The organism is Tsukamurella hominis, assembly GCF_965137015.1.
Taxonomy (GTDB): domain Bacteria; phylum Actinomycetota; class Actinomycetes; order Mycobacteriales; family Mycobacteriaceae; genus Tsukamurella; species Tsukamurella hominis.
Genome location: NZ_CBCRZG010000034.1, coordinates 1 through 21,223, shown reverse-complemented (window position 1 = coordinate 21,223; position 21,223 = coordinate 1). Strand labels below are relative to the sequence as shown.

18 protein-coding genes and 1 pseudogene are annotated in these 21,223 nt (G+C 72.3%); 13 read left to right on the top strand and 6 right to left on the bottom strand.

Going from position 1 to position 21,223, the window contains the following annotated elements:
• Positions 1-14 precede the first annotated feature (14 nt).
• Positions 15-1,181, top strand: coding sequence for an NADH:flavin oxidoreductase (locus ACM9LD_RS24005; protein WP_415679028.1), 1,167 nt, complete (start codon positions 15-17; stop codon positions 1,179-1,181).
• Positions 1,182-1,184: 3 nt separating this feature from the next.
• Here the strand turns inward: ACM9LD_RS24005 and ACM9LD_RS24000 are convergent, their stop codons facing one another.
• Positions 1,185-1,709, bottom strand: a complete 525-nt coding sequence (locus tag ACM9LD_RS24000; protein ID WP_415679027.1) for a gluconokinase — start codon at positions 1,707-1,709, stop codon at positions 1,185-1,187.
• Positions 1,710-1,821: 112 nt separating this feature from the next.
• Between ACM9LD_RS24000 and ACM9LD_RS23995 the strand changes: the two genes are divergently transcribed.
• From ACM9LD_RS23995 to ACM9LD_RS23975, 5 genes are read left to right on the top strand one after another with little or no spacing between them, the layout of a single operon-like run.
• The gene (locus ACM9LD_RS23995; protein ID WP_415679026.1) at positions 1,822-2,553 is read left to right on the top strand and encodes a hypothetical protein; all 732 of its coding nucleotides are present in this window, start codon (positions 1,822-1,824) and stop codon (positions 2,551-2,553) included.
• Between the two features lie 15 nt (positions 2,554-2,568).
• Positions 2,569-4,035 carry an SDR family NAD(P)-dependent oxidoreductase gene (locus ACM9LD_RS23990; RefSeq protein WP_415679025.1) on the top strand — a complete coding sequence of 489 codons (1,467 nt, stop codon included), beginning with the start codon at positions 2,569-2,571 and terminating at the stop codon, positions 4,033-4,035.
• Between the two features lie 55 nt (positions 4,036-4,090).
• Complete coding sequence (locus ACM9LD_RS23985) at positions 4,091-5,128, top strand: nucleoside hydrolase (RefSeq protein ID WP_415679024.1); 1,038 nt, start codon at positions 4,091-4,093, stop codon at positions 5,126-5,128.
• Positions 5,115-5,588: a mycothiol transferase gene (locus tag ACM9LD_RS23980; protein WP_415679023.1), complete on the top strand. Its 474-nt coding sequence runs from the start codon at positions 5,115-5,117 to the stop codon at positions 5,586-5,588. Before ACM9LD_RS23985 ends, ACM9LD_RS23980 begins: the two co-directional genes overlap by 14 nt.
• A gap of 4 nt (positions 5,589-5,592) precedes the next feature.
• Positions 5,593-6,210, top strand: coding sequence for an ASCH domain-containing protein (locus ACM9LD_RS23975; RefSeq protein ID WP_415679022.1), 618 nt, complete (start codon positions 5,593-5,595; stop codon positions 6,208-6,210).
• Positions 6,211-6,232: 22 nt separating this feature from the next.
• On the opposite strand, the gene ACM9LD_RS23970 is transcribed toward ACM9LD_RS23975, so the two are convergent.
• A complete protein-coding gene (locus ACM9LD_RS23970) occupies positions 6,233-7,873 on the bottom strand; it encodes an AMP-binding protein (RefSeq protein ID WP_415679021.1) in 1,641 nt (546 codons plus the stop codon).
• Between the two features lie 116 nt (positions 7,874-7,989).
• Complete coding sequence (locus ACM9LD_RS23965; protein WP_415679020.1) at positions 7,990-9,243, bottom strand: hypothetical protein; 1,254 nt, start codon at positions 9,241-9,243, stop codon at positions 7,990-7,992.
• 101 nt (positions 9,244-9,344) lie between these two features.
• On the opposite strand from ACM9LD_RS23965, the gene ACM9LD_RS23960 reads away from it, so the two are divergent.
• From ACM9LD_RS23960 to ACM9LD_RS23935, 6 genes are read left to right on the top strand one after another with little or no spacing between them, the layout of a single operon-like run.
• Entirely contained in the window at positions 9,345-10,559 is a 1,215-nt protein-coding gene (locus tag ACM9LD_RS23960; RefSeq protein ID WP_415679019.1) for an acyl-CoA dehydrogenase family protein, read from the top strand.
• 38 nt (positions 10,560-10,597) lie between these two features.
• A complete protein-coding gene (locus ACM9LD_RS23955; protein WP_415679018.1) occupies positions 10,598-11,902 on the top strand; it encodes a styrene monooxygenase/indole monooxygenase family protein in 1,305 nt (434 codons plus the stop codon).
• A gap of 11 nt (positions 11,903-11,913) precedes the next feature.
• Entirely contained in the window at positions 11,914-13,377 is a 1,464-nt protein-coding gene (locus ACM9LD_RS23950; protein WP_415679017.1) for an amino acid permease, read from the top strand.
• Entirely contained in the window at positions 13,374-14,252 is an 879-nt protein-coding gene (locus ACM9LD_RS23945; RefSeq protein ID WP_415679016.1) for a Gfo/Idh/MocA family protein, read from the top strand. Before ACM9LD_RS23950 ends, ACM9LD_RS23945 begins: the two co-directional genes overlap by 4 nt.
• Positions 14,249-16,774 carry a sensor domain-containing protein gene (locus ACM9LD_RS23940; RefSeq protein WP_415679015.1) on the top strand — a complete coding sequence of 842 codons (2,526 nt, stop codon included), beginning with the start codon at positions 14,249-14,251 and terminating at the stop codon, positions 16,772-16,774. Before ACM9LD_RS23945 ends, ACM9LD_RS23940 begins: the two co-directional genes overlap by 4 nt.
• A 52-nt stretch (positions 16,775-16,826) precedes the next feature.
• A complete protein-coding gene (locus tag ACM9LD_RS23935) occupies positions 16,827-17,198 on the top strand; it encodes a hypothetical protein (RefSeq protein WP_415679014.1) in 372 nt (123 codons plus the stop codon).
• 10 nt (positions 17,199-17,208) lie between these two features.
• On the opposite strand, the gene ACM9LD_RS23930 is transcribed toward ACM9LD_RS23935, so the two are convergent.
• Positions 17,209-18,507: a TrpB-like pyridoxal phosphate-dependent enzyme gene (locus ACM9LD_RS23930; protein WP_415679013.1), complete on the bottom strand. Its 1,299-nt coding sequence runs from the start codon at positions 18,505-18,507 to the stop codon at positions 17,209-17,211.
• 99 nt (positions 18,508-18,606) lie between these two features.
• Between ACM9LD_RS23930 and ACM9LD_RS23925 the strand changes: the two genes are divergently transcribed.
• Positions 18,607-19,851, top strand: coding sequence for an alpha/beta hydrolase (locus ACM9LD_RS23925; protein WP_415679012.1), 1,245 nt, complete (start codon positions 18,607-18,609; stop codon positions 19,849-19,851).
• 10 nt (positions 19,852-19,861) lie between these two features.
• Here the strand turns inward: ACM9LD_RS23925 and ACM9LD_RS23920 are convergent, their stop codons facing one another.
• Complete coding sequence (locus ACM9LD_RS23920; RefSeq protein ID WP_415679036.1) at positions 19,862-20,872, bottom strand: 3-oxoacyl-[acyl-carrier-protein] synthase III C-terminal domain-containing protein; 1,011 nt, start codon at positions 20,870-20,872, stop codon at positions 19,862-19,864.
• Between the two features lie 11 nt (positions 20,873-20,883).
• Positions 20,884-21,223, bottom strand: a pseudogene (locus ACM9LD_RS23915) (SRPBCC family protein); the annotation flags it as partial.

Below are 21,223 nucleotides of genomic sequence, written 5' to 3'. Positions count from 1 at the left end.
GTTCTAATTCGGGGATGGAGGACGCCTTCGCCCCGACCCGGCTCGGCCCCGTCGACCTGCGCAACCGGATCCTCAAGGCCGCGACCTTCGAGGGTCGCACTCCCGACGCGCTCGTGACCGACGCCCTCATCGACTTCCACACCGAGTTCGCCCGCGGCGGCGTCGGCATGACGACGGTGGCCTACTGCGCCGTCGCACCGGAGGGTCGCACCGAACGCCGCCAACTGTGGATGCGCCCCGAGGCCGTTCCCGGCCTGCGCCGGCTCACCGACGCCGTGCACGCCGAGGGCGCCGCGATCTCCGCGCAGCTGGGGCACGCGGGGCCCGTCGCCGACGGGGCCCAGCATCGGCGCCCGGTGACGCCGAGCCGGATGATCAGCCCGCTGGCGCTGCGCCCGACCCTCCGCCCGGACACCACACACATCCGTGCGCTGGTCCGGGCGCACGCCGACGCCGCTCACCTCGCCGAGGAAGCCGGGTTCGACGCCGTGGAGCTCCACTTCGGCCACAACTACCTGATCAGCGCCTTCCTCAGCCCGCTGCTCAATCGCCGTCGCGACGCCTACGGCGGAGACCTCGCGGCCCGCGCCCGGCTCGCGAGAGAGGTGGCCGAGGCGGTCCGCGACGCCGTCGGCGGGCGTCTGGCGGTGACCGCCAAGCTCAACATGACCGACGGGGTGCCCGGCGGCCTCAGCCCGGACGATGCCCTGCGCACCGCCCGCTGGCTCGAAACCGACGGCACCCTCGACGCCCTCGAACTCACCGCCGGGAGCTCGCTGCTCAACCCGATGTACCTGTTCCACGGCACGCCGCCGCGCCGCGAGTTCGCCGCCGCCTTCCCCAACCCGGCGCTCCGGGCCGGGCTGCGAGCCGCCGGCCCCGTCTTCCTGCGGGACTACCCCTATCGCCCGACGTACCTGCTCGACCTCGCCCGCCGGTTCCGCGCGGCCCTGACGATGCCGCTGGTCCTGCTCGGGGGGATCGCCGAGCGCACCGCAGTGGACCGGGCGATGGCCGAGGGCTTCGAGTTCGTCGCGATGGGCCGCGGCCTGCTCCGCACCCCCGATCTCGTGCGGCGCATGCAGGAGCATCCGGGCGAGCCGGACCGCTGCACGCACTGCAATCTCTGCATGCCGACGATCTACAGCCGCACCCGGTGCCCCGTCGCCGAGGCGGGCTGACGCTCAGGCGATCCCGGGGACCTCCGTCGCCGCGAAATCGGCGAGGGCCTCATGCACGATGTCGGGGATGTCGCCGGACACGTTGACTGTGACGCCGAACTCGTCGGGGTCCAGCGGCTCGAGGATCTCCAACTGCGAGGCGAGCATCCCGGCCTTCATGAAGTGCCCCGCGCGGCTGCTCATGCGCTCCTGCAGCAGCTCCTCGTTGCCGGTGAGGAAGACGAAGTAGACGGACGCGCCCGCGGCGCGGATCCGGTCCCGGTACACCCGCTTGAGTGCGGAACAGGCCACCACCGTGGGGCGTCCCGCGATCATCTCGTCGCGCAGGTAGGCGCCGATCGTGGCGAGCCAGGGCCACCGGTCCTCGTCGGTCAGAGGCTGCCCCGCGCCCATCTTGGCGCGGTTCGCCTCACTGTGGAAATCGTCACCGTCGGCGAAGCTCCGGCCCAGGCGGGAGGCCAATTCGGCCCCCACCGTCGACTTCCCCGAGCCGGATACTCCCATCACACAGATCTGGATCGTCGCCATCGGTCGAGTAGATCACGACCGCCCGGGCGTGCGCGGCGCAAGCGCGCACCTGCCGCCGACCGGGCCGGCGGCGGGCCACGCATAATGACCCCGTACGAGGGAGGGAGACCGGATGCCGACGTCCGTCGCGGCCGCGATCGCGGTCGTGCTGCTCCTCGCTCTCGCGCTGGTCGCCGCGGAGTCCTGGGCCCGCATCCGGGTGCGCGCGGAGATCCGCCGCGCCGCCACCGACCCGCTCGGCGCCGTGCCGACGGTCACCCTCGGCTCCCGTCCGATGCTGGTGCCGCTCGCACGGCACCGTCGGATCCCGCGGCTGCACGTCGACACCCACCACGCCGCGGCCGACCCGCGGGTCCTGGTGCTCGCCGCCGACGCGACGGACGTGGTGCCGGGAGACGAAGCGGTGACCGTCGGTTCCCTCGATGCGACCGCCGAGCTGCGACTGTCCTGGATGCGGCACCTCGTGGACTCCGTTCGCGAGGAGGCCGACGACGCGGCGATCGTGGTCCGTTCCCTCGCGCTCCTCCCGCGCCGCCGCTCGGTGTCGGTCACCGTCGGGCTGCCCGTCGCCTTCGGCCTCGGCGTGGACGTGCGGGTCGTCGTGGCGGTGGCGGTGCGAGACGGCCGGGTCGCGTTGCGCGCCACGGACCTGTCGATGCCGGTCAGCGTCGTGCCCGTGCCGATCCCCATCGCCTGGGCGATCGACTCCTGGATCACCGCGCTGCGGGCGCGGATAGTGCCGACGGCCGTCGACGCGCTGACGATCACCGACATCCGCTGGTCCGAGGACGCGGTCGTGGTCGACCTCACGGCGCACGAGGCGACGGTGCCCCTCGGGCGATGAGGGACAATCGTCCCCATGCCCGATACCACCGCCCCGATCTCAGCGGAAGACCTCGCCGCGTTCCACCGCGTGCTCGAGGCCGCCGCGCACCTCGACGACGGCGATCCGCAGTCCGTCGAGGTGCAGCGCGCCGTCGGGCACATGTTCAAGCTGCTCAAGCGCGAGCGACGGAAGTCGGCCCGCGCGAAGGTCAAGGCCGCCGACCGGGACGTGCTCGAGCGCACCGCCACCGGCAACGCCGAACGCATCGACGACGAGACGGCCGGGATCCTGCTGACCACGCCCACCGTCGGCGACAGTGCGGGCGAGCTGCTGCGCCCGCAGAGCTGCTACATCTGCAAGCAGCCCTACACCCGGATCGACGCCTTCTACCACCAGCTCTGCCCGGAGTGTGCCGCCTTCAGCCACGGCAAGCGCGACGCCACGACCGACCTCACCGGCCGTCGCGCCCTGCTCACCGGCGGGCGGGCCAAGATCGGCATGTACATCGCGCTGCGCCTGCTCCGCGACGGCGCCGATCTCACCATCACCACCCGGTTCCCCACGGACGCGGCCCGCCGCTTCGCCGCCCTCGCCGACAGCGCCGAATGGCTCGACCGGCTCCACATCGTGGGGATCGACCTGCGCGACCCGTCGCAGGTCAGCGCGATGGCCGACGCCGTCGCCGCCCGCGGGCCTCTGGACATCATCATCAACAACGCCGCGCAGACGGTGCGCCGCTCCCCCGGCGCCTACTCGGCGCTGGTCGACGCCGAGGCCGGCGATGTACCGCCCGAGCTGGCGAACCGGATCATCCGGTTCGGCCGGGCCAGCTCAGCGCACCCCGCCGCCCTCACGGAGGCGCTCGACGGGCACACCGGCGGCGTCTCCGGCGACCTCGCGGCCCTCGATCCGGCGGCGCTCACCGCGCTGGCGCTGCGCGGCGGCTCGTCGTCGGCTGCGCGCATTGAGGACGGCACCGCCATCGACGCCGGCGGGCTCCTGCCCGACCTCGTGCACACCAACTCGTGGGTGCAGACCGTCGAGGAGGTGGAGCCGCTCGAGCTGCTCGAGGTGCAGCTGTGCAACTCCGTGGCGCCGTTCATCCTGATCTCGAAGCTGCGCCCCGCGCTGGCCGCGTCGCCCGCGCGACGCAAGTACGTGGTCAACGTCTCGGCCATGGAGGGCCAGTTCGGCCGCGGCTACAAGGGCCCCGGCCACCCGCACACCAATATGGCCAAGGCGGCGCTCAACATGCTCACCCGCACCTCCAGCGGGGAGATGCTGGAGCAGGACGGCATCCTCATGACCGCCGTCGACACGGGCTGGATCACCGACGAGCGGCCGCACCACACCAAGATGCGACTCGCCGACGAGGGCTTCCGGGCCCCACTCGATCTGGTCGACGGTGCCGCGCGCGTCTACGATCCGATCGTCCAGGGCGAGAACGGCGTCGACCTCTACGGCTGCTTCCTCAAGGACTACAAGCCCTCGCCGTGGTGACGGGCGGCCCGCCGGCGCAGTGATCGATGTCGGCGGTGGGCGCTAGGGTCTCCGTGTGGCGGAAACGAAGGTCCTGTTCGACTGCGACACGGGCGTCGACGACTCCCTGGCCCTGCTGTACCTGCTGAGCAAGCCCGGGGTGGACCTGCTCGGCATCGTCTCGACAGCGGGCAACGTGCCGGCGCCGCAGGTCGTGGAGAACAACCTCGGCTGGCTGGAGCTGCTGGGCCGCACCGACATCGAGGTCTTCCCCGGTTCCGACGCGCCGCTGTCGACGCCGCTGATGACCACCGAGGAGACGCACGGCCCGTTCGGCGTCGGCTACGCCGAGCTGCCGACGCCGACCCGCGGACCGTCGGAGATCTCGGGGCCGCAGGCCTGGTCGGATCTGACCCGCGCCCACCCCGGCGAGGTGGTCGCCCTCGTGACCGGACCGTGCACCAACCTCGCGCTCGCCCTGCGCGACGACCCGGGGATCCTCACCCGCCTACGCCGCCTCGTCATCATGGGCGGCGTCTTCTGGCACCCCGGCAACACGACGCCCACCTCGGAGTGGAACGTCGCGGTCGATCCCGAATCGTTGTGGGAGGTGCTGCGCGCCTATGGCGAACTCGACGGCACCGGCACCCCGCTGCCGATCCTGTGCCCCCTCGACCTCACCGAGACCATCGAGCTCACGCCGGACCACCTGTTGCGGCTCGCCGACGCCGCCGGGAGCGCCCCGGCCGAGTGCCTTGCCCCCGAGGACGCCGACGGCACGCGGTCGGCCGCGAGCAATCCCGTGGTCCGGGCCACCTCGGATGCCGTGCGGTTCTACTTCGAGTTCCACCGCGATCACGACCTCGGCTACATCGCGCACATGCACGACCCGTTCGCCGCGGCGGTCGCGCTGGACCCGTCGATCGTGGAGACCCGCGCCTACCCGGTGGACGTGGAGCTCACGGGTTCGCTGACCCGCGGCACGACGGTCGCGGACGTGCACGGCGCGTGGAACCGCCCCGACACGGCGCAGGTCGCCGTCGCCACCGATCAGGCGGCCTTCTTCGACGACCTCCTCGACTCGATCGCAGGGCTGGCCCGTGGCCGCGACTGAGGCGCAGATCGCGGCCTTCCTCGACGTCGCCGCGGAGACCCTGGACACGATCGACCGCGTGCTCGACGATCTCGACGACACGACCGTCAACGCCGTTCCGCCGGTCCCCGGGGTCAACTCGGTGTTCGCACTCGTCACCCACGTCGGTGGGGCGCTGGGCTATTGGGGCGGCTCGCTCCTCGCCGGCGAGGACATCCCCCGTGATCGGCCGTCCGAGTTCCACGCGACCGGCACCGTCGACCAGGCCCGGACGATCGTCGCGAACCTGCGTGACGACCTGCCGCGGTGGGCCGCCGTGGCCGCCACCGGGATCCGCAATCCCGGTGCCACCGGCACCACGCGGCGCAACGCCGCCACGGCGACGCCGGAGTGGGTGCTGACGCACATGCTCCGCGAGCTGACCCAGCACACCGGACACATGGAGATCTGTCGCGACGTGGTCGCGCTGCGCGCAGACTGAAGCCATGCTCATTCCGAAGGCGATCGCCGAGGGCGTCCGCGACGGCCGCGTCACCACCCAGTACCGCCGGTGGGACACCCCGCGGGTGAAGGTCGGTGGCACCCAGCTCACCCCCGCGGGCCTGCTGCGCTTCACCCGCGTCACCCGAGTACCCGACGTCGAGAAGATCTCCGACCGCGCGGCGCGCGCGGCGGGCGTCAAGGACGCCGCCGCACTCCGGAAGTTGCTGACGCCCCGCGACCCCGACACGCCCCGCCGGGAGCGCTCCGCGCGCGGCGGCGAGCACGTCTACCGCGTCCACCTGGAATGGGCCGGTGAGGACCCGCGGCTCGCGCTGCGGGAGGAACTCCCGGACGACGCAGAGCTCGCGGCCATCGCGAAGCGTCTCGCGCGGCTCGACGCCCGCGAGACCGGGCCCTGGACACGCGACATCCTGGAGTGGATCCGGGACCACCCGCACGTCGTCTCCAAGGAGCTCGCCGCCGAACGCGGCGTCGAGCTGCTGCCCATGAAGGCCGACATCCGCAAGCTCAAGGGGATGGGCCTGACCATCAGCCACGAGGTCGGCTACGAGCTCTCGCCCCGCGGCGCCGCGTATCTGGCCTGGGCGCAGTCGCGGTGACCGGGGTGCGGGCGACGCAGGCCTAGGCCGGCTGCCCCTCCGAGGCCTCCTGGGCGGCGTCCTCGGCGGTGGTCTTCGCCCAGCGGTAGTCCGCCTTGCCGGCCGGAGTGCGCTTGACCTGGTCGACGAAGACGATGGTGCGCGGCACCTTGTAGCCGGCGAGCTCGCCGCGGGCGAAGGTCTGCACGTCCTCGATCGACGGCCGCTCCTGACCCTCCGCGACGGAGATGACCGCGGCCACACGCTGCCCGTAGCGGGCGTCGGGCACCGGCACCACGAGGGCGTCCGCGATCGCAGGGTGCCCGTGCAGGGTGGCCTCGACCTCCTCGGCGTACACCTTCTCGCCGCCGGTGTTGATGCACTGGCTGCCGCGACCGAGGAAGACGATGCCGCCGTCCTCGGCGGGATAGCCCATGTCGCCGAGCACCGAGATCCGCCGGCCGTCGGGCAGAGTCGGGAAGGTGCGCGCCGACTTCTCCGGGTCGTTGTAGTAGCCGAGCGGGACGTTGCCGACGCGGGCGATGTAGCCGACCTGGCCGGTCTCGGTGATCTGCTCGAAGGACTCGTCGACCACCATCATCTTGTCGGTGGGCGGCGCGTGCAGGTTGCCGTTCTCGTCGAGGGTCATCACGCCGTCGTTGCCCGACTCGGAGGCGCCGAAGTTGTCCCGCAGGATCAGCTCGGGCTTGATCGCGGACATCCGGTCGCGGACGTGCTTGGACCAGATCGCGCCGCCCGAGGTGATCGAGAACAGCGAGGAGAAGTCCGCCGTGTCCTTCTGCTTCTCCATCTCCTCGACCAGCGGGATGCCCATGGCATCGCCCACGATGAGGATCGTCTGCGTCTGATCGCGCTTGATGTTGCGCACGATCTGCTCCGCCTTGAAGTCGCGCTCGAGGATGATCCGGGAGCCCAGCACGAAGAAGGTGAACAGCGAGTAGGCGGCGGCGCCGTGCATGAGCGGCGCGGCCACCAGGAAGGCGAGCGGCGGGAACTGCTTCGCGCCCTCGCCCACCTCGTCGAGGTTCTGTCGCGGCTCCCCGCCGTAGGGCACGCCGGCCGAGAGCGGCTTGCGGAAGAAGTCGTCGTGCTGCCACACGACGCCCTTCGGGTAGCCGGTCGTCCCGCCGGTGTAGATGATGTAGTGCTCCTCGCCCGTGCGCTCCTCGAAGTCGCGCTCCGTGGACTGCTGCGCAGCGTCCGCGAAGGGCACGAGCGCGACGCTGTCCGCGCCGTCGACCGCGGCGGCGAGCGCGGGATCGATCTCGCCGATCACGAACACGGTCCGCAGCTCGGGGAGCTTGGAGATGAGAGTCGCGAGCGTGCGCTGGTGCTCGGGCATCTCGACGATGATCCCGCGCGCGTCGGAGTTGGTGAAGATGTACTCGAGCTCGGGCGCGGTGTACCGGTAGTTGACGTTGACCGGCACCGCGCGGATCTTGATGAGCCCCAGGAGCGACTGCACGTGCTCGACGCTGTTCTTGAGGAACAGCGCGACGTGGTCGTACGCGTCGATCCCGTTCGCGGCGAACAGATGCGCCACCTGGTTCGCCTGCCCGTCCATCTCCGCGTACGAGGTCTGATCGCCCTCGAAACTCAGTAGGATCCGTTCCGGCACCGCGTCGACGACCGCCTCGAAGACATCGGCGAGGTTGAACTTCATGCGCACTCCTGTTCCTGACCTGCGAACCCGTTCAGCTCGGCAGAACGTGTTCTAGTTGTAACAGGTTCTACCGCATCGCGGGGCGGAATCGGGCGCGAAACGCGCGGAGTTAGCGCTCAGCCGCGTTCGCCCCGCGCCACAACGGCCACCACGGACCGCGCCTGGGCGACGATCGCCGCGAGGTTCGCCCGGTACCGCGCCGAGTCGGCCTCGCTCCGATCCGCGGGCAGCCCGTCGAGCACCGGCGTGTGCAGGTGGCCGCCGGGGACGGGTGCCGCCAGCCGGTCGCGCACGAGCGTGACGCGGTAGCCGATCTCGTTGGAGAGGTAATCCCCGCCGGCGCCCTGCCGCGCGAGCGCACCGGTCGGCGGGTTCCCCGTGGTCGTGGTCGACGGCAGCGCAGGAAGATCGCAGGCCGTCGAGACCGCCGGGTTCGTCCCGGTCGCGTAGGCGATCTCGGAGTTGCGGACCACGGGATACGGCCCCCGGGCGGCCGCACTGATGGCGGCCATCGGCAGCGTGCTGCGGGTCCACTGCGGCGCGTCCCCGGACACGGGCGCCTCGCCGCGGTAGCAGGCGGCCTCGTTGTCGATCGCGCCGCCGCGCCACGCGCCGTTGATCGCCTCCAGGTCGAACTTCCCGGGCCGGCCCTGGCTCACCGTGGTGAAGCCCACCGCGCGCGCCGGCCCGGGCCGCAGGAACGGCGTGACGGCACGCTCCACCATCCCGGTGCCGAAGTCCCGCCACCGCACGGGGAAGGTCATCGCGACCACGGTCACGGGCCCGCTCGGGGTGTCGATCCGGGTGCCGTCGAGAGCCAGCGCGATCGCGCCGGAGGGATTGCCCTGCCGGATGTCCCGGCTCAGGCGGAAGGGGTCGAATCCAGTGACGAGCACCGTCCTGCCCGACGGGGCGCGCCGCTGGCCGCGCGAGACCTCGTCGATGGCGGTCACGATCGCGGCACGGCGCGCGTCCGGCACGACGAACCCCGGCCTCCAGTCCCGCACGGCGCGGATCATGGCGAGCCGGGCCCAGTACAGCGGGCGGTCGTCGGCGGTGAAACCGTCGGCGCCGCCCTGCACGCGCCGCACGGCGGCACGCCAGAGGTCCCGGGACGCCTGCTCGGCCGCGCGTTCCGCCTCGTCGGCGGTCCCCGCTCGCGCCAGTGCCCCAGCCAGCTCACGGGGATACCGCTCGAAGCCCGCCGATGCGACCAACCGGCCGGGCACCTCCCGCGCGTCGTAGAGACGTTCCTCCGCGGTGGGGACCGTCGACGGGCCCGCGGCGACGGCGGGCGTCGCGACCAGGGCTCCGGCGACGACGGCGCCGGTGGCGGACAGGGCGATCGCGTGCACGAGACGACGTACCATCCGTCGAACCTAGGCCACCGCCGCGCCGGGTTCGCCCGGAATACGTTCACGGCGCGGCGAACCCTCGTCAGCAGATCGTTCGCAGACGACAGTTGTCGGCCATGACCACCTCGCTGACTCCCCCGAAGACCGACGCCGAGCTCGACGCCGCCCTCGGCCCCGTGTACGCCCGGATCGCGGAGGGCGCCGTCGCCCGCGAGCGGGACCGCGAGCTCGTGCACGAGCCGATCGCGCAGCTCAAGGAGGCGGGATTCACCGCCCTGCGCGTGCCGCAGGAGCTGGGCGGCGGGGGCGTGACGCTGCGGCAGTTCTTCCGCCAGCTCATCAACCTGGCCGCCGCCGACTCCAACATCCCGCAGGCCCTGCGCGTGCACGTCAACTTCGTCGAGGACCAGCGACTCGCGAACACCCCCGCGGGCGACGCGTGGCTGCGGGCCGCCGCCGAGGGCACCGTCGTCGGCAACGCGATCACCGAGCCCGGCGCCGGCTCCGTCGGCGGCTACGCCACGAAACTGACCGCAGCCCCTGACGGCGGCTACCGCCTCACCGGCACCAAGTTCTATTCGACCGGCTCGCTGTACGCCGACCAGATCCTGGTGGCCGCCGACCTCGACGGCGAGCGCGTCGGCGTGCTCGTCGACGCGGACGCGCCGGGGGTCGAGCGGGTGGACGACTGGAACGGCTTCGGGCAGCGGCTCACCGCCAGCGGCACCACCGTCTTCACCGACGTCGCCGTTCCCGCGGACCGGCTGCTCGGCCCCGGCTACGGCGCGCCGGGCGCCACGTACGCGACCTCGTACCTGCAGTTGGTGCAGCTCGCGGGCCTCGCCGGGATCGCGCAGCGCGCCACCGACGACACCGTCGCCTGGGTGCAGGCCCGCACCCGGACGTTCTCGCACGCCGCCGCCGACCTGCAGCGCCACGATCCGCTGGTGCAGCAGGTGATCGGCCGGCTCTCCAGCGCCGCGTGGTCGGCGAAACAGTCCGTGCTCGCCGTCGCCGACGTGCTCGACGCCGCCCTCGCGGACCGTCGGGTGCACGAGGACCTGGTGCCGGAGGCCGAGCTGGCCGCCGCGCACGCGCAGCTCGCCGTCATCGACACCGTCCTCAAGGCCACCACCGACCTGTTCGAGGTGGGCGGCGCGTCCATCGTCGACGCCGACCTGCGCCTCGACCGGCACTGGCGCAACGCCCGCACCCTCGCGGTGCACAACCCGGCGATCCAGAAGGCCCGCGCCATCGGCGACCTCCTGCTCAACGGCGCCGACCTGCCCTACGCGTGGAACGCGGGCGCTCGCACCGCCTCCACCTCCTAGCCCCACCCCCACATGTCCGACCACCGAAAGGCACGACCATGACCCAGGCACGCATCGCCATCATCGGCGCCGGAGTGGTGGGAGCCACCGCCGCGCTCGTCCTCGCCCGCGCGGGCCACCCCGTCGACCTCTACAGCGACCGCACCGCCGAGCAGCTGCGCGACGAGGTCCCCGCGACCGGCACCGCCGTCCTCTTCGGCCACTCCCGGGACGTCGACCACACCCTCGTCGAGGAGCTCTATCCCGACGCCCCGCTCTCGACCGGCATGAACACCCGCCTCAACACCGGTGCGCCGGGCGCGCTCGAGCAGGTGCTCGCCTTCGACCCGGACTTCACGTACACCGCCGCGGGCATCGACGTGCGCCTGCGCGCGTACGACCGGATCCGCCTGTTCGAGCAGGCCGGCGGTGCCTTCCACGTCGAGACCGTCACCCCGGAGAACCTCGACGCCATCGCCGGCGCGCACGACCTCACGCTGGTCTCCACCGGCAAGGGCGGCCTGTCGGGCCTGTTCCCCGTCGACGAGGCGCGCACCGTCTACCGCTCGCCGCAGCGCCACCTCCTGGCCGCCGCGTTCACCGGGCTCGGCCACGGCGGCGACGTCTTCACCGCACGCGGGCACGGCGCCGGGAAGCACAACGTCTTCAACCTGCACACCGACCAGGGGGAGATCTGGATCGGCCCGTACTGGCACAAGGACGCGGGCGCGTCGTGGAGCGTGCTCGGGTTCGCCAGGCCCGACGGTGACTGGGTGCAGCGGTTCGGCGAGGTGACGGACGCGCAGAGCGCCCTCGAGGTGGTCGTCAGCATCTACCGCGACTACTTCCCCGACGACCTGCCCGACATCGAGCAGCTCCGCGTGATCGACGAGGACCGCCACTCGTGGCTGCGCGGCGCCGTCACCCCGACGGTGCGGCAGGGCGTCGGCCACACGCGCGGCGGCCGCCCCGTCCTCGCGCTGGGCGACTCCGCGATCGCCTTCGACCCGATCGCGGGGCAGGGCGCGCAGACCGGGCTCATCCAGGTGGCGGCGCTGGCGAAGGCCATCGAGGCCCGCGGCTCGGACTTCACCGCCGAGTGGATCACGGACCAGTTCGACCGCCACTGGGAGGAACGCGGCCACGCCGCGGCGGAGGCCACCCGCCTGTTCCTGGGCGACCCGGATTACGCCTTCGCCGCGGGCCTCCTGTTCGCGGGCGCGGTCGCGGACGATGCGGTGGGCGCCGCCCTGTTCGGCCTGCTCTCCGAGCCGGCGCCGATCCTGGACTTCCGCACCGAAGCCGATGTCGAGCGCTTCATCGAGGACGCGAAGACCACTGCGGAGGCGTACGAACGGGTGTAGCGTCCCGCGGAATGGACATCCTGCGGACGAAACCCCTCGCCAGGATCAAGGCCGACGGCGCCGCCGAGGGCGGCCTCCGGCGCGATCTGCGGCTGTTCGATCTCATCGGCTTCGGCGTCGGCATCGTGATCGGGACCGGCATCTTCACCCTGACCGGCGTGCAGGCCAAGGTGAACGCCGGTCCCGGCATCGCGATCTCCTTCATCGTGGCCGGCGTGGTCAGCCTCTTCGCGGCCCTCTGCTACGCCGAGTTGGCGTCCGCGGTCCCGACGGCCGGCAGCGCGTACACCTATGCCTACGCGACCATCGGCGAGGTCTTCGCGTGGATCATCGGCTGGGACCTGCTGCTCGAGTTCGGGCTCGGCGCCGCCGTGGTCTCCCGCAGCTGGTCCGGCTACCTGGCGGACCTGTTCGGGCTGCCCCCGGAGTGGTTCACCGAGGAGGCACCGGTCAACATCGGCGCGATCCTGGTGATCGTCGTCCTCGGCGTGATCGCCACCGTCGGAATCCGGGAATCGGCGCGCGTGACGAACCTGCTGGTGTTGGTCAAGGTCGCGATCTCGGTGTTCGTGGTGATCGTCGGCGTCTTCTACGTCACCCGGTCGAACCTCGTCCCCTTCATCCCGGAGTCCGTTCCGGCCGAGTCGGGCGGCGACGCGCTGGACCGGCCGCTGATCGAGACGATCCTGGGCGGGGCGCCGTCGCACTTCGGCGTGCCGGGGATCCTGACGGCCGCGGCGGTCGTCTTCTTCGCGTACACGGGCTTCGAGGCGGTGGCGAACCTCGGCGAGGAGGCCAAGCGCCCGGAGCGGGACATGCCGCGCGCGCTGATCGGGACGCTCCTCGCCTGCACGCTGCTCTACGTGCTGGTCTCGGTGGTACTGACCGGCATGGTCAAGTACACCGACATCGACTCCAGCGCCCCGCTGTCGAAGGCCTTCGACGTCGTCGGCGCCTCCTGGGCCGGCGACCTCGTGGCGATCGCGGCCGTCGCAGGCCTGACCTCGGTGATCCTCGTCGAACTCGTGACGATGGGCCGGATCGGCTACGCCATGGGCCGCGACGGGCTCATCCCGCCGTCGGTCGCGAAGGTCTCGCCGAAGTTCGGCACGCCGACGCGCCTGACTGTGATCATCGTGATCGTCTGCGCGCTCATGGGCGGCTTCATCCCGATCGAGGCGCTGTCCGAGATGGTGAGCATCGGCGCGCTGTTCGCGTTCCTCCTGGTCTCGCTCGCGGTGCCGATCCTGCGGCACACCAAGCCGGATCTCAAGCGCCCGTTCACGGTTCCCTTCTCCCCCGTCATCCCCGTCCTGTCCGGACTCGCCTGCGTCTATCTCATGCTCAACCTGGCGGTCGCGACCTGGTTGCGCTTCCTGGTCTGGTTCGCGCTCGGCGTCGCCATCTACCTGCTCTACGGTCGGCGGCACTCGGTGTTGGGCAAGGAGGCCGCCGTGGCAGACTCTGACGGGTGACGACGCGCATCGGTCTGGTCGGAGCGGGCCCCTGGGCGCGCGAGACCCACGCGCCCGCGCTCGCGGCGCATCCTGGTGTCGACTTCGTCGGCGGGTGGGCCCGCGATCCCGCCGCCGCGGCGGAGGTCTTCCCGCGGGCCTTCGACTCCCCGTCCGCGCTGTTCGACGCGGTCGACGCCGTCGCCTTCGCGGTGCCGCCGAACGTGCAGGCCGACCTCGCCGTCGAGGCGGCCCGGGCGGGCAGGCACCTCATCCTCGACAAACCCATCGCACTCGACGTCGACGGGGCGGTCGCACTCACCGAGGCCGTCGAGGCCGCCGGCGTGCGGTCGATCGTGGCCTTCACCCGACGGTTCGCCCCCGAGACCCGCGAGTTCCTCGCCCGCGCTGCTGCACTCGGGACGAAGGCGGCCGAGGCCCAGTGGCTCTCGGGTGCCGCGCTCGCCGGGAAGTTCGCGGCGTCCGCGTGGCGCCAGGAGCGGGGCGCACTGTTCGACGTGGGCCCGCACGTCCTGGACCTGCTCGACGCCGTCGCCGGCCCGATCATCGGCGTGGACGCCGCGCGGTACGCCGCCGAGAGCGACACCTGGACCGCGCAGCTCGCGCACGCCGATGGCGCCGCCTCCACCGTCTCGCTCTCGCTGCGTACCCCGGTTCTTCCGACGGTGATGCGCGTATCCGCGCACTCCGCGCAGGGGGTGACGGTCCTCGAAAGCCGCGAGACCCCCTCGACCGAGTGCTTCCGTGTACTCCTCGACGAGTTCCTCGAGTCGGTCGCCGCGGGTACCGACCATCCCCTGGGGGTGCACCGCGGGCTGGCTCTGCAGCGGGTGATCGCACAGATTCAGGCCGCGTCGGTCCAGACGGCGCCGTGAGCGTTCCACAGCCGGACGCGACCGGCGGACCGTTGGGGCCGCAGATCGCCCGCGCGTTCATCGATCGGTCGCTCGACGGCTTCTTCGTTCACGACGAGGACGGTCGCATCGTGGCGGTCAACGACGCCGCCTGCACCAGCACGGGATACACCCGCGCCGAGTTGCTGCGCATGAACGCCCTCGACATCGTGCAGGTCACCGTCGGCGAGGCGCGCCACAACTGGGAGCTGGCCCTGGCCGGCACCATGCTGGTGATTCCCGCCATGCACCGCCGCAAGGACGGCACCACCTTCCCGGTGGAGGCCCACCTCTTCTTCCACGAGATCGACGGTCGCCGGTACATCGCCGGCCTCACCCGGGACATCTCGGAGCGCGTCGCATCCGTCCGCGCGATGAGCGACGCCCAGCGCCGCCTGGAGGAGCGCGCCGTCGAATCGGCGCACCACTCCGAGCGGGTCGCGGGTCTGCTGCAGGCCGTGATCGACGCCGCGCCCGACCTCGTCTACATCAAGGACCGGGAAGGCCGGTACCAGTACATCAATGACGCCGTCGCGGAGCTCGCCGGCATCTCGCCGACGCTGGCGATCGGCGCCGACGACACCGTCGTCTTCCCCGCGATCGCCGAGACCCTGATGGCCACCGACCGCGAGATCATGGAGAGCGGTGTCGGCCACGAGGTCGAGGAGTATCCGGAGGTCGACGGCGAACTCCGGACGTACCTGTCGAACAAGGCGCCCTACTGGGGCGTCGACGGCGAGGTCGTGGGCCTGATCGGCATCTCGCGCGACATCACGGCCGCGCGGCGCGACCAGGACCTGCTGCGGCACGCGGAGGCGCGCTGGCAGTTCGCGATCGACGGCGCCGGCGACGGCATCTGGGACTGGGACCTGACGTCCGGCACGGTCTTCTACTCGCAGCAGTGGAAGGCGATGCTCGGCTACTCGGCCGACGACGTGGGCGACGGCGTCGCGGACTGGGCCGACCTCGTCCACCCCGACGACTTCCAGCGCTCCTGGGCCCTGGTCCAGGCGGTGGTGCGCGGCGAAACCGCCGAGTTCTCGGTCGAGCACCGGATGCGCACGAAGGACGGCAGCTGGCGCTGGATCCACGACCGCGGGCGCGCGATGGAGATCGGACCCGACGGGGTGCCCACCCGCCTGATCGGCACCCACACCGACATCACCGAGCGGCGGCGCGCCGAATCCGAGATCCGGGAGCTCAACCGTCGCCTTCGATGGCGCGCGGACCACGACGACCTCACCGGGCTCCTCGGCCGGGCGGGCTTCATCGAGCGCGCGACCGAGGTCGTCGAACAACGGCGCGGCGACGGCGCCGCCCTCGCCGTGCTGTGGATCGACCTCGACTCCTTCAAACGCATCAACGACTCGCTCGGACACAAGCTCGGCGACCAGGTGCTCCAGGTCGTGGCCCGGCGGCTGCAGTCGGCGAGTCTCCCCACGGATCTGGTCGCACGGCTCGGCGGCGACGAATTCGTCGTCCTCCGCCCGCGCGTGGACGCCGCGCGGCGGACGCCGGACTGGGCGGAACGGGTGCGGGCCGCCATGGCGAGGCCCGTGGAGGTGGACGGCCTGCAGCTGACGGTCACCTGCTCGATCGGTCTCGTCGAATCGGGGGCCGCCGACGACGGCATCACGCAGTTGCTGATCGATGGCGACCTGGCACTGCTCCAGGCCAAGCGCGACGGGCGCAACCGCGTCGTGCAGCACTCCGTCGGCCTGCACGCCCCGCAGCAGGAACGGGTGGCGCTCGCGACGCACATCCGATCGCTGCTCGGCCGCGGCGAGGTCATCGTCCGGTATCAGCCCGTCGTGGACCTCGCGACCGGGACGATGGTGGGCGCGGAGGCCCTGGCCAGGATGCCCGGGCCCGACGGTGACGAGCTTCCTCCGGCTGGCTTCCTCCCGCACCTGGAGGCCCTGGGGATGCTCCCCGACCTGGCGCGGATCGTGCTGGATCGGGCCTGCTCCGATTTCGCCGCGGCACCGGATTTGGGTTGGGTCTCGGTGAACCTCGCGTCCGAGGACCTCGCGGACCCGCAACTGCCGCACGTGATCGAGCGTGCGCTGACCCGGTCCGGACTGGACCCGTCGCGACTGATCCTCGAGATCAACGAGCGGGTCGTCCCGGAACGACACGTCCTGGCGGCCACGCACCGGCTCGGCGAGCTCGGCGTCCGGATCGCGCTGGACGACTTCGGAACCGGCTGGTCGAGCCTCGCCCAGCTGCGGGACCTGAACCTGGCGCTGGTGAAGATCGACCGCTCCGTGGTCACCGCGTCGACGGGCCACGACGATCCGCAGCTCGAGGCCATGCTGGACGCCGCGGTCGCCATGGCCAGGGCGCTCGACCTCGACGTCATCGCCGAGGGCATCGAGTGCCCCGCCGAGTCCGCCGCCCTGATCGCAGCCGGCGCCCACTACGCACAGGGCTTCCTATGGTCCCGCCCGGTGGACATCGACCGCCTGCCCGAGTGGGCGGTGCCGGGGGGCCGGGGCGCATGACCGCCGCAGTCGACGGGGCGGTTCGCCCGCCGACCGGCGCTACTCTGGGGGCATGACGCACCCCGGCGATCCCGCGCAGACCCCGGTTCCCGAGCCGACGCCGACCGATGCGGCGACCACCGCGTCGGAGCCCATCGAGGCGGAGATCGTCGACCTTCCGCCGAGCGGACCGGTCGCACCGTCGTACGAGCAGGTCACCGGCTACACGGCCGCCGGTGTGCCCACCTTCGACCACGTGCGGGACAAGATCGAGCGCCGCACCACCACCGCGTTGGGGGCGGAGGAACTCGCCCACGGCACGACGGCGGGCCAGGACGCCGCCCGCGCCTTCGAGGAGCGCGAGAAGGCCGCGAAGGCGAAACTCGACGAGATCCGCCGGTCCCTGGGCTCGCCCGCGGCGCCCCCGGAGACCCCGGGGGCGTAGCGGCGCACCGTCAGGCCAGACCGCCCGCGAGGTACTCCGCGTAGGCCGGGAGATCGAGCTGGCCGTGCCCGGAGAGGCCGATGACGAGCACCTCGTCGGCGTGCTCGCGGGCGTAGTCCGCGGCCGCGGCGATCGCGTGCGTCGACTCCGGCGCCGGCACGATGCCCTGGGATCGCGCGAACAGCACGCCCGCGGCGAAAGCGTCGTTCTGCTCGATCGCGATGCCCTCGACGAGCCCCAGCTCCACGGTGTGGCTCAGGGCCGGCGACATGCCGTGGTAGCGCAGGCCGCCCGCGTGGATCGGGTCCGGCACGAAATCCATGCCCAGGGTGTGCATCTTCAGCAGCGGGGTGAGGCCGGCGACGTCGCCGTGGTCGTAGCGGTACTCGCCCTTCGTGATCGACGGGCACGCCACGGGCTCGGCGGCGACGATGCGCGGATCCTGCCGGCCGTGGATCTTCTCCCTCAGGAAGGGGAAGGCGAGGCCGGCGAGGTTGGATCCGCCCCCGGCGCAGCCGAAAACGACGTCGGCGCCCTTCTCGTGCAGGTTCAGCTGCTCGACGGCCTCGAGGCCGATGACCGACTGGTGCAGCACCACGTGGTTGAGAACGCTGCCCAGCGCGTACCGCGCGTCGGGGTCCTGGGCGGCGACCTCGACGGCCTCCGAGACGGCCATGCCGAGGCTGCCGGTGGTGTCCGGGTCCTTCGCCAGCATCGCTCGGCCGGACTCGGTGAGCTCCGACGGGCTCGGGTGCACAGTGCCGCCGTAGGTGCGCATGAGGTGGCCGCGGTAGGGCTTCGAGTCGTAGGAGGCGCGCACCTGCCACACCTCGACGTCGATGCCGAACTGGGCACCGGCGAAGGAGAGGGCGCTGCCCCACTGGCCGGCGCCGGTCTCGGTGGTCAGCTTCGTCACGCCGTCCACGGAGTTGTAGTACGCCTGCGCGACGGCCGAGTTCGTCTTGTGCGAGCCCACGGGGCTCACGCCCTCGTACTTGACGTAGATGCGGCAGGTGGTGCCGAGCGCCTGCTCGAATTTCTGGGCCCGGATGAGCGGCGACGGGCGCCACATCGCGAGGATCTCGCGGACCGGCTCGGGGATCTCGTGGTACGCCTCGGTGGACGCCTCCTGCGCGATGAGGCCGGACGCGAACAGCGGCGCCAGGTCCTCGGGCTGCACGGGCTCCTTGGTGCCGGGGTGCAGGTGCGGCGGGATGGGCGTCTCCAGTTCCGCGGCCAAGTTGTACCAATGGGTGGGGACCTCGACGGTGGTGATGTCCTGGTGCGCGGCGGCGTCCGAGAGTGTCATGGCTCACAGCGTAGAACGCCGGGATTGCCGCCCTTTCCCACAGGTCCGTCTTATGGGGCGCACCTATTCTGGGCGCGTGCGAGGACGGGAGTGCGGCCGGTGAACCCCCTGCGGAACCTGCAGCTCACGGCGGGTCCCGTGCCGCTGCTGTTGCTGCTCGCGGGCGCGGCCGCCCTCGCCGGCCTGATCTCCGCGACCCGCCGCGGCGGGTCGGCGCGCACCGTGCTCGCCTGCGCGGCCGCCGCGCTCGCCGTGACCGCGCTCGTGGACTACCTGGTCGAGTTCGTGTGGAAGCCCTTCCCCGACCGCCTCGACCCGCTGGTGCTGCTGTGGGTCGCCCTCGGCGTGCTCGCCCTGCTGCTCGCCGGGGTGCGGGTGGCCCGCGCGCCCTCGTGGCGGGCCGCGGCGCTCAGCGGCACGGCGGTCGGCGTCGTGGTCCTGATGGGCGCCGGCCAGGTGAACTCGCTGTACTCGGCGTACCCGTCGGTGGAGGACCTGCTGCCCGTCGACTACCCGGCGACGGTGCCCCGCCCCTCCCCCGGCGCGACCGCCGAGCGCGGCGTGGTCGTGCGGGCGACGGTGCCGCCCGTCCGCTCCCGGTTCGCGGCCCGCCAGGCGCTGGTCTACCTGCCGCCGGCGTACCTGTCCGGTGCGCGCGAGCGGCTGCCGGTGCTCATGCTCCTGCACGGGCAGCCGGGCTCGCCGCGGGACTGGTTCTCGGGCGGGAAACTGGCCCGGACGATGGACTCCTATGCGCAGCGGCGGGGCGGCGTCGCGCCCGTCGTGGTGGTGCCGGACGCGACGGGCGGGCAGTTCGCGAACCCGCTCTGCGCCGACACCGGGCGCGCCCGGGCGGCGACCTATCTCGCCGAGGACGTGCCCGCGTGGGTGCGCCAGAACCTGGCGGTGGATCCCACCCCGCAGGCGTGGGCGGTCGGCGGCTACTCGTACGGCGGCACCTGCGCGCTGCAGCTGGCGACCCGGTTCCCGGAGGTCTTCCGGACCTTCCTGGCCCTCTCGCCCGACGCGGAGCCGGACTTGGGCGGCGGTCGGGAGGCCACCGTCCGGGACGCCTTCGCCGGCGATCGCGGCGCGTACGCGCGGGCGGACCCGCTCACCCAGCTGTCGCTGCGAGGCTTCCCGGAGAGTGCGGGCGTCCTCGTCGCGGGCACCGACGACGCCGCGTCGACCGCCGCCGCGAAGCGGGTCGCCGCCGCCGCGGCGGGAGCCGGAATGACGGTGCGCACCCGATGGATCCGCGGCGGGCACGACTTCGCGGTGTGGTCGGGCGGGCTGACCGCCGAACTCGACTGGCTCGGCGGCCGCCTGGACCTGCCCGGCTAGCCCGGGACGGCTAGGTGCGGAGCAGCGCCCCGGCCGCGAAGTCGCCGGCGTGCGCGAAGGCCGCGAGGACCACGTCCTCCCCCGCACCGATCCGCCCGTCCGCGCGGGCGGAGGCGAAGGTGTGCGGGACGCCGACGGCGAACAGGTTGCCGCACTCGTCGAAGGTGTCGGGGTGGCGCTCCGGCGGCAGCTCGAGTGCCTCGCGCCAATTGCGCAGGAACGTCCGGTTGGGCTGATTGGTCACGAGATGCCCGACGTCCGGGCCGCGCAGCCCTCCCGCCGCCGCGGCGGCGAGGGCGACCTCGGGCACGAGCCGATTGCCGCGCGCCAGGACCTTCGCGATCTTGGCCTCGGTGAAGCCCACGTGCAGCTGCCCCTCGCCCGCCTCCCAGTACTTGCGCGGCGGCTCGACGGCGGCGGTCATGTCGCCCGCGTACTCGCTGTGCTGCGCGCAGATCACCTCCCGGACCTCCAGCCCTCCGGCCTGCGGGTCGGCGACGACGAGCGCGGCGGCGGCACCGTCGCCCGGGATGGCGGCCTGCGGCAGGTTCCGGACCCGGTCCTGGGTGAAGACGTTCCCGGCCGCGTTGGTCGCGGTGAGCAGCAGCGCCGACCGCGCGGTGCCCGCGGTGAACATCGTGCGGGCGAGGTGCAGCATGAGCAGGAAGGCGGCGCAGCCGCCGTTGTGGATGTCCAGGACCAGCGAGGGCCGGGTGCCGAGCCGGCGCACGACGTCGCCGCCGCAGCCGACGACCGGCAGATCCGGCAACTGCGAGTGGCTCAGCACCACGTCGGCCTGGAGGGCCTCGTCCCCGACCTGCTCGCGGAGGCGGTCGATCGCCGCGCACATCAGGTCGACGTTGGACTCCCCCGCCGCCGCGTGGTGCCGGTACGCGGGCGGCGCGAACATCGGGTTGGCGGTGAGCGTGCGGCTGTCCGCGTCGGCGAACTCGCGGAAGTACTCGGCGGGAACCCGGTTCTCTGGCAGGTACGAGGCCAGCCCGACGATGCGGGGGTTCACGAGCGGGGCGGTCACGACGTCATCCATTCCGGCTTGACCGACTCGCCGTGCGCGTGCCGGTGCTCGGCGATCGCCTTGAGGTTCTCGAGTTCCATCTGGTGTCCGGCGCCGAACGTGTCCCACAGGTCGCCGACCCAGACGGGCCGCTCGGGCGGCGCCGTCTCGGGGTACGGGTTCTCGTCGTAGAAGGGGTGGTGGCAGTTGACCCACAGCACCACGGAGCCGGGCCGGTTCAGCACGAGCTGCGCGTCGACGATCCGCATCAGGTAGATCATCCAGAGATGCTTCCCCTGGTCCCAGGCGCAGTGGTAGTCGACGGTCCGCGCGTCCGGGTGGGCGACCGTGCGCGTG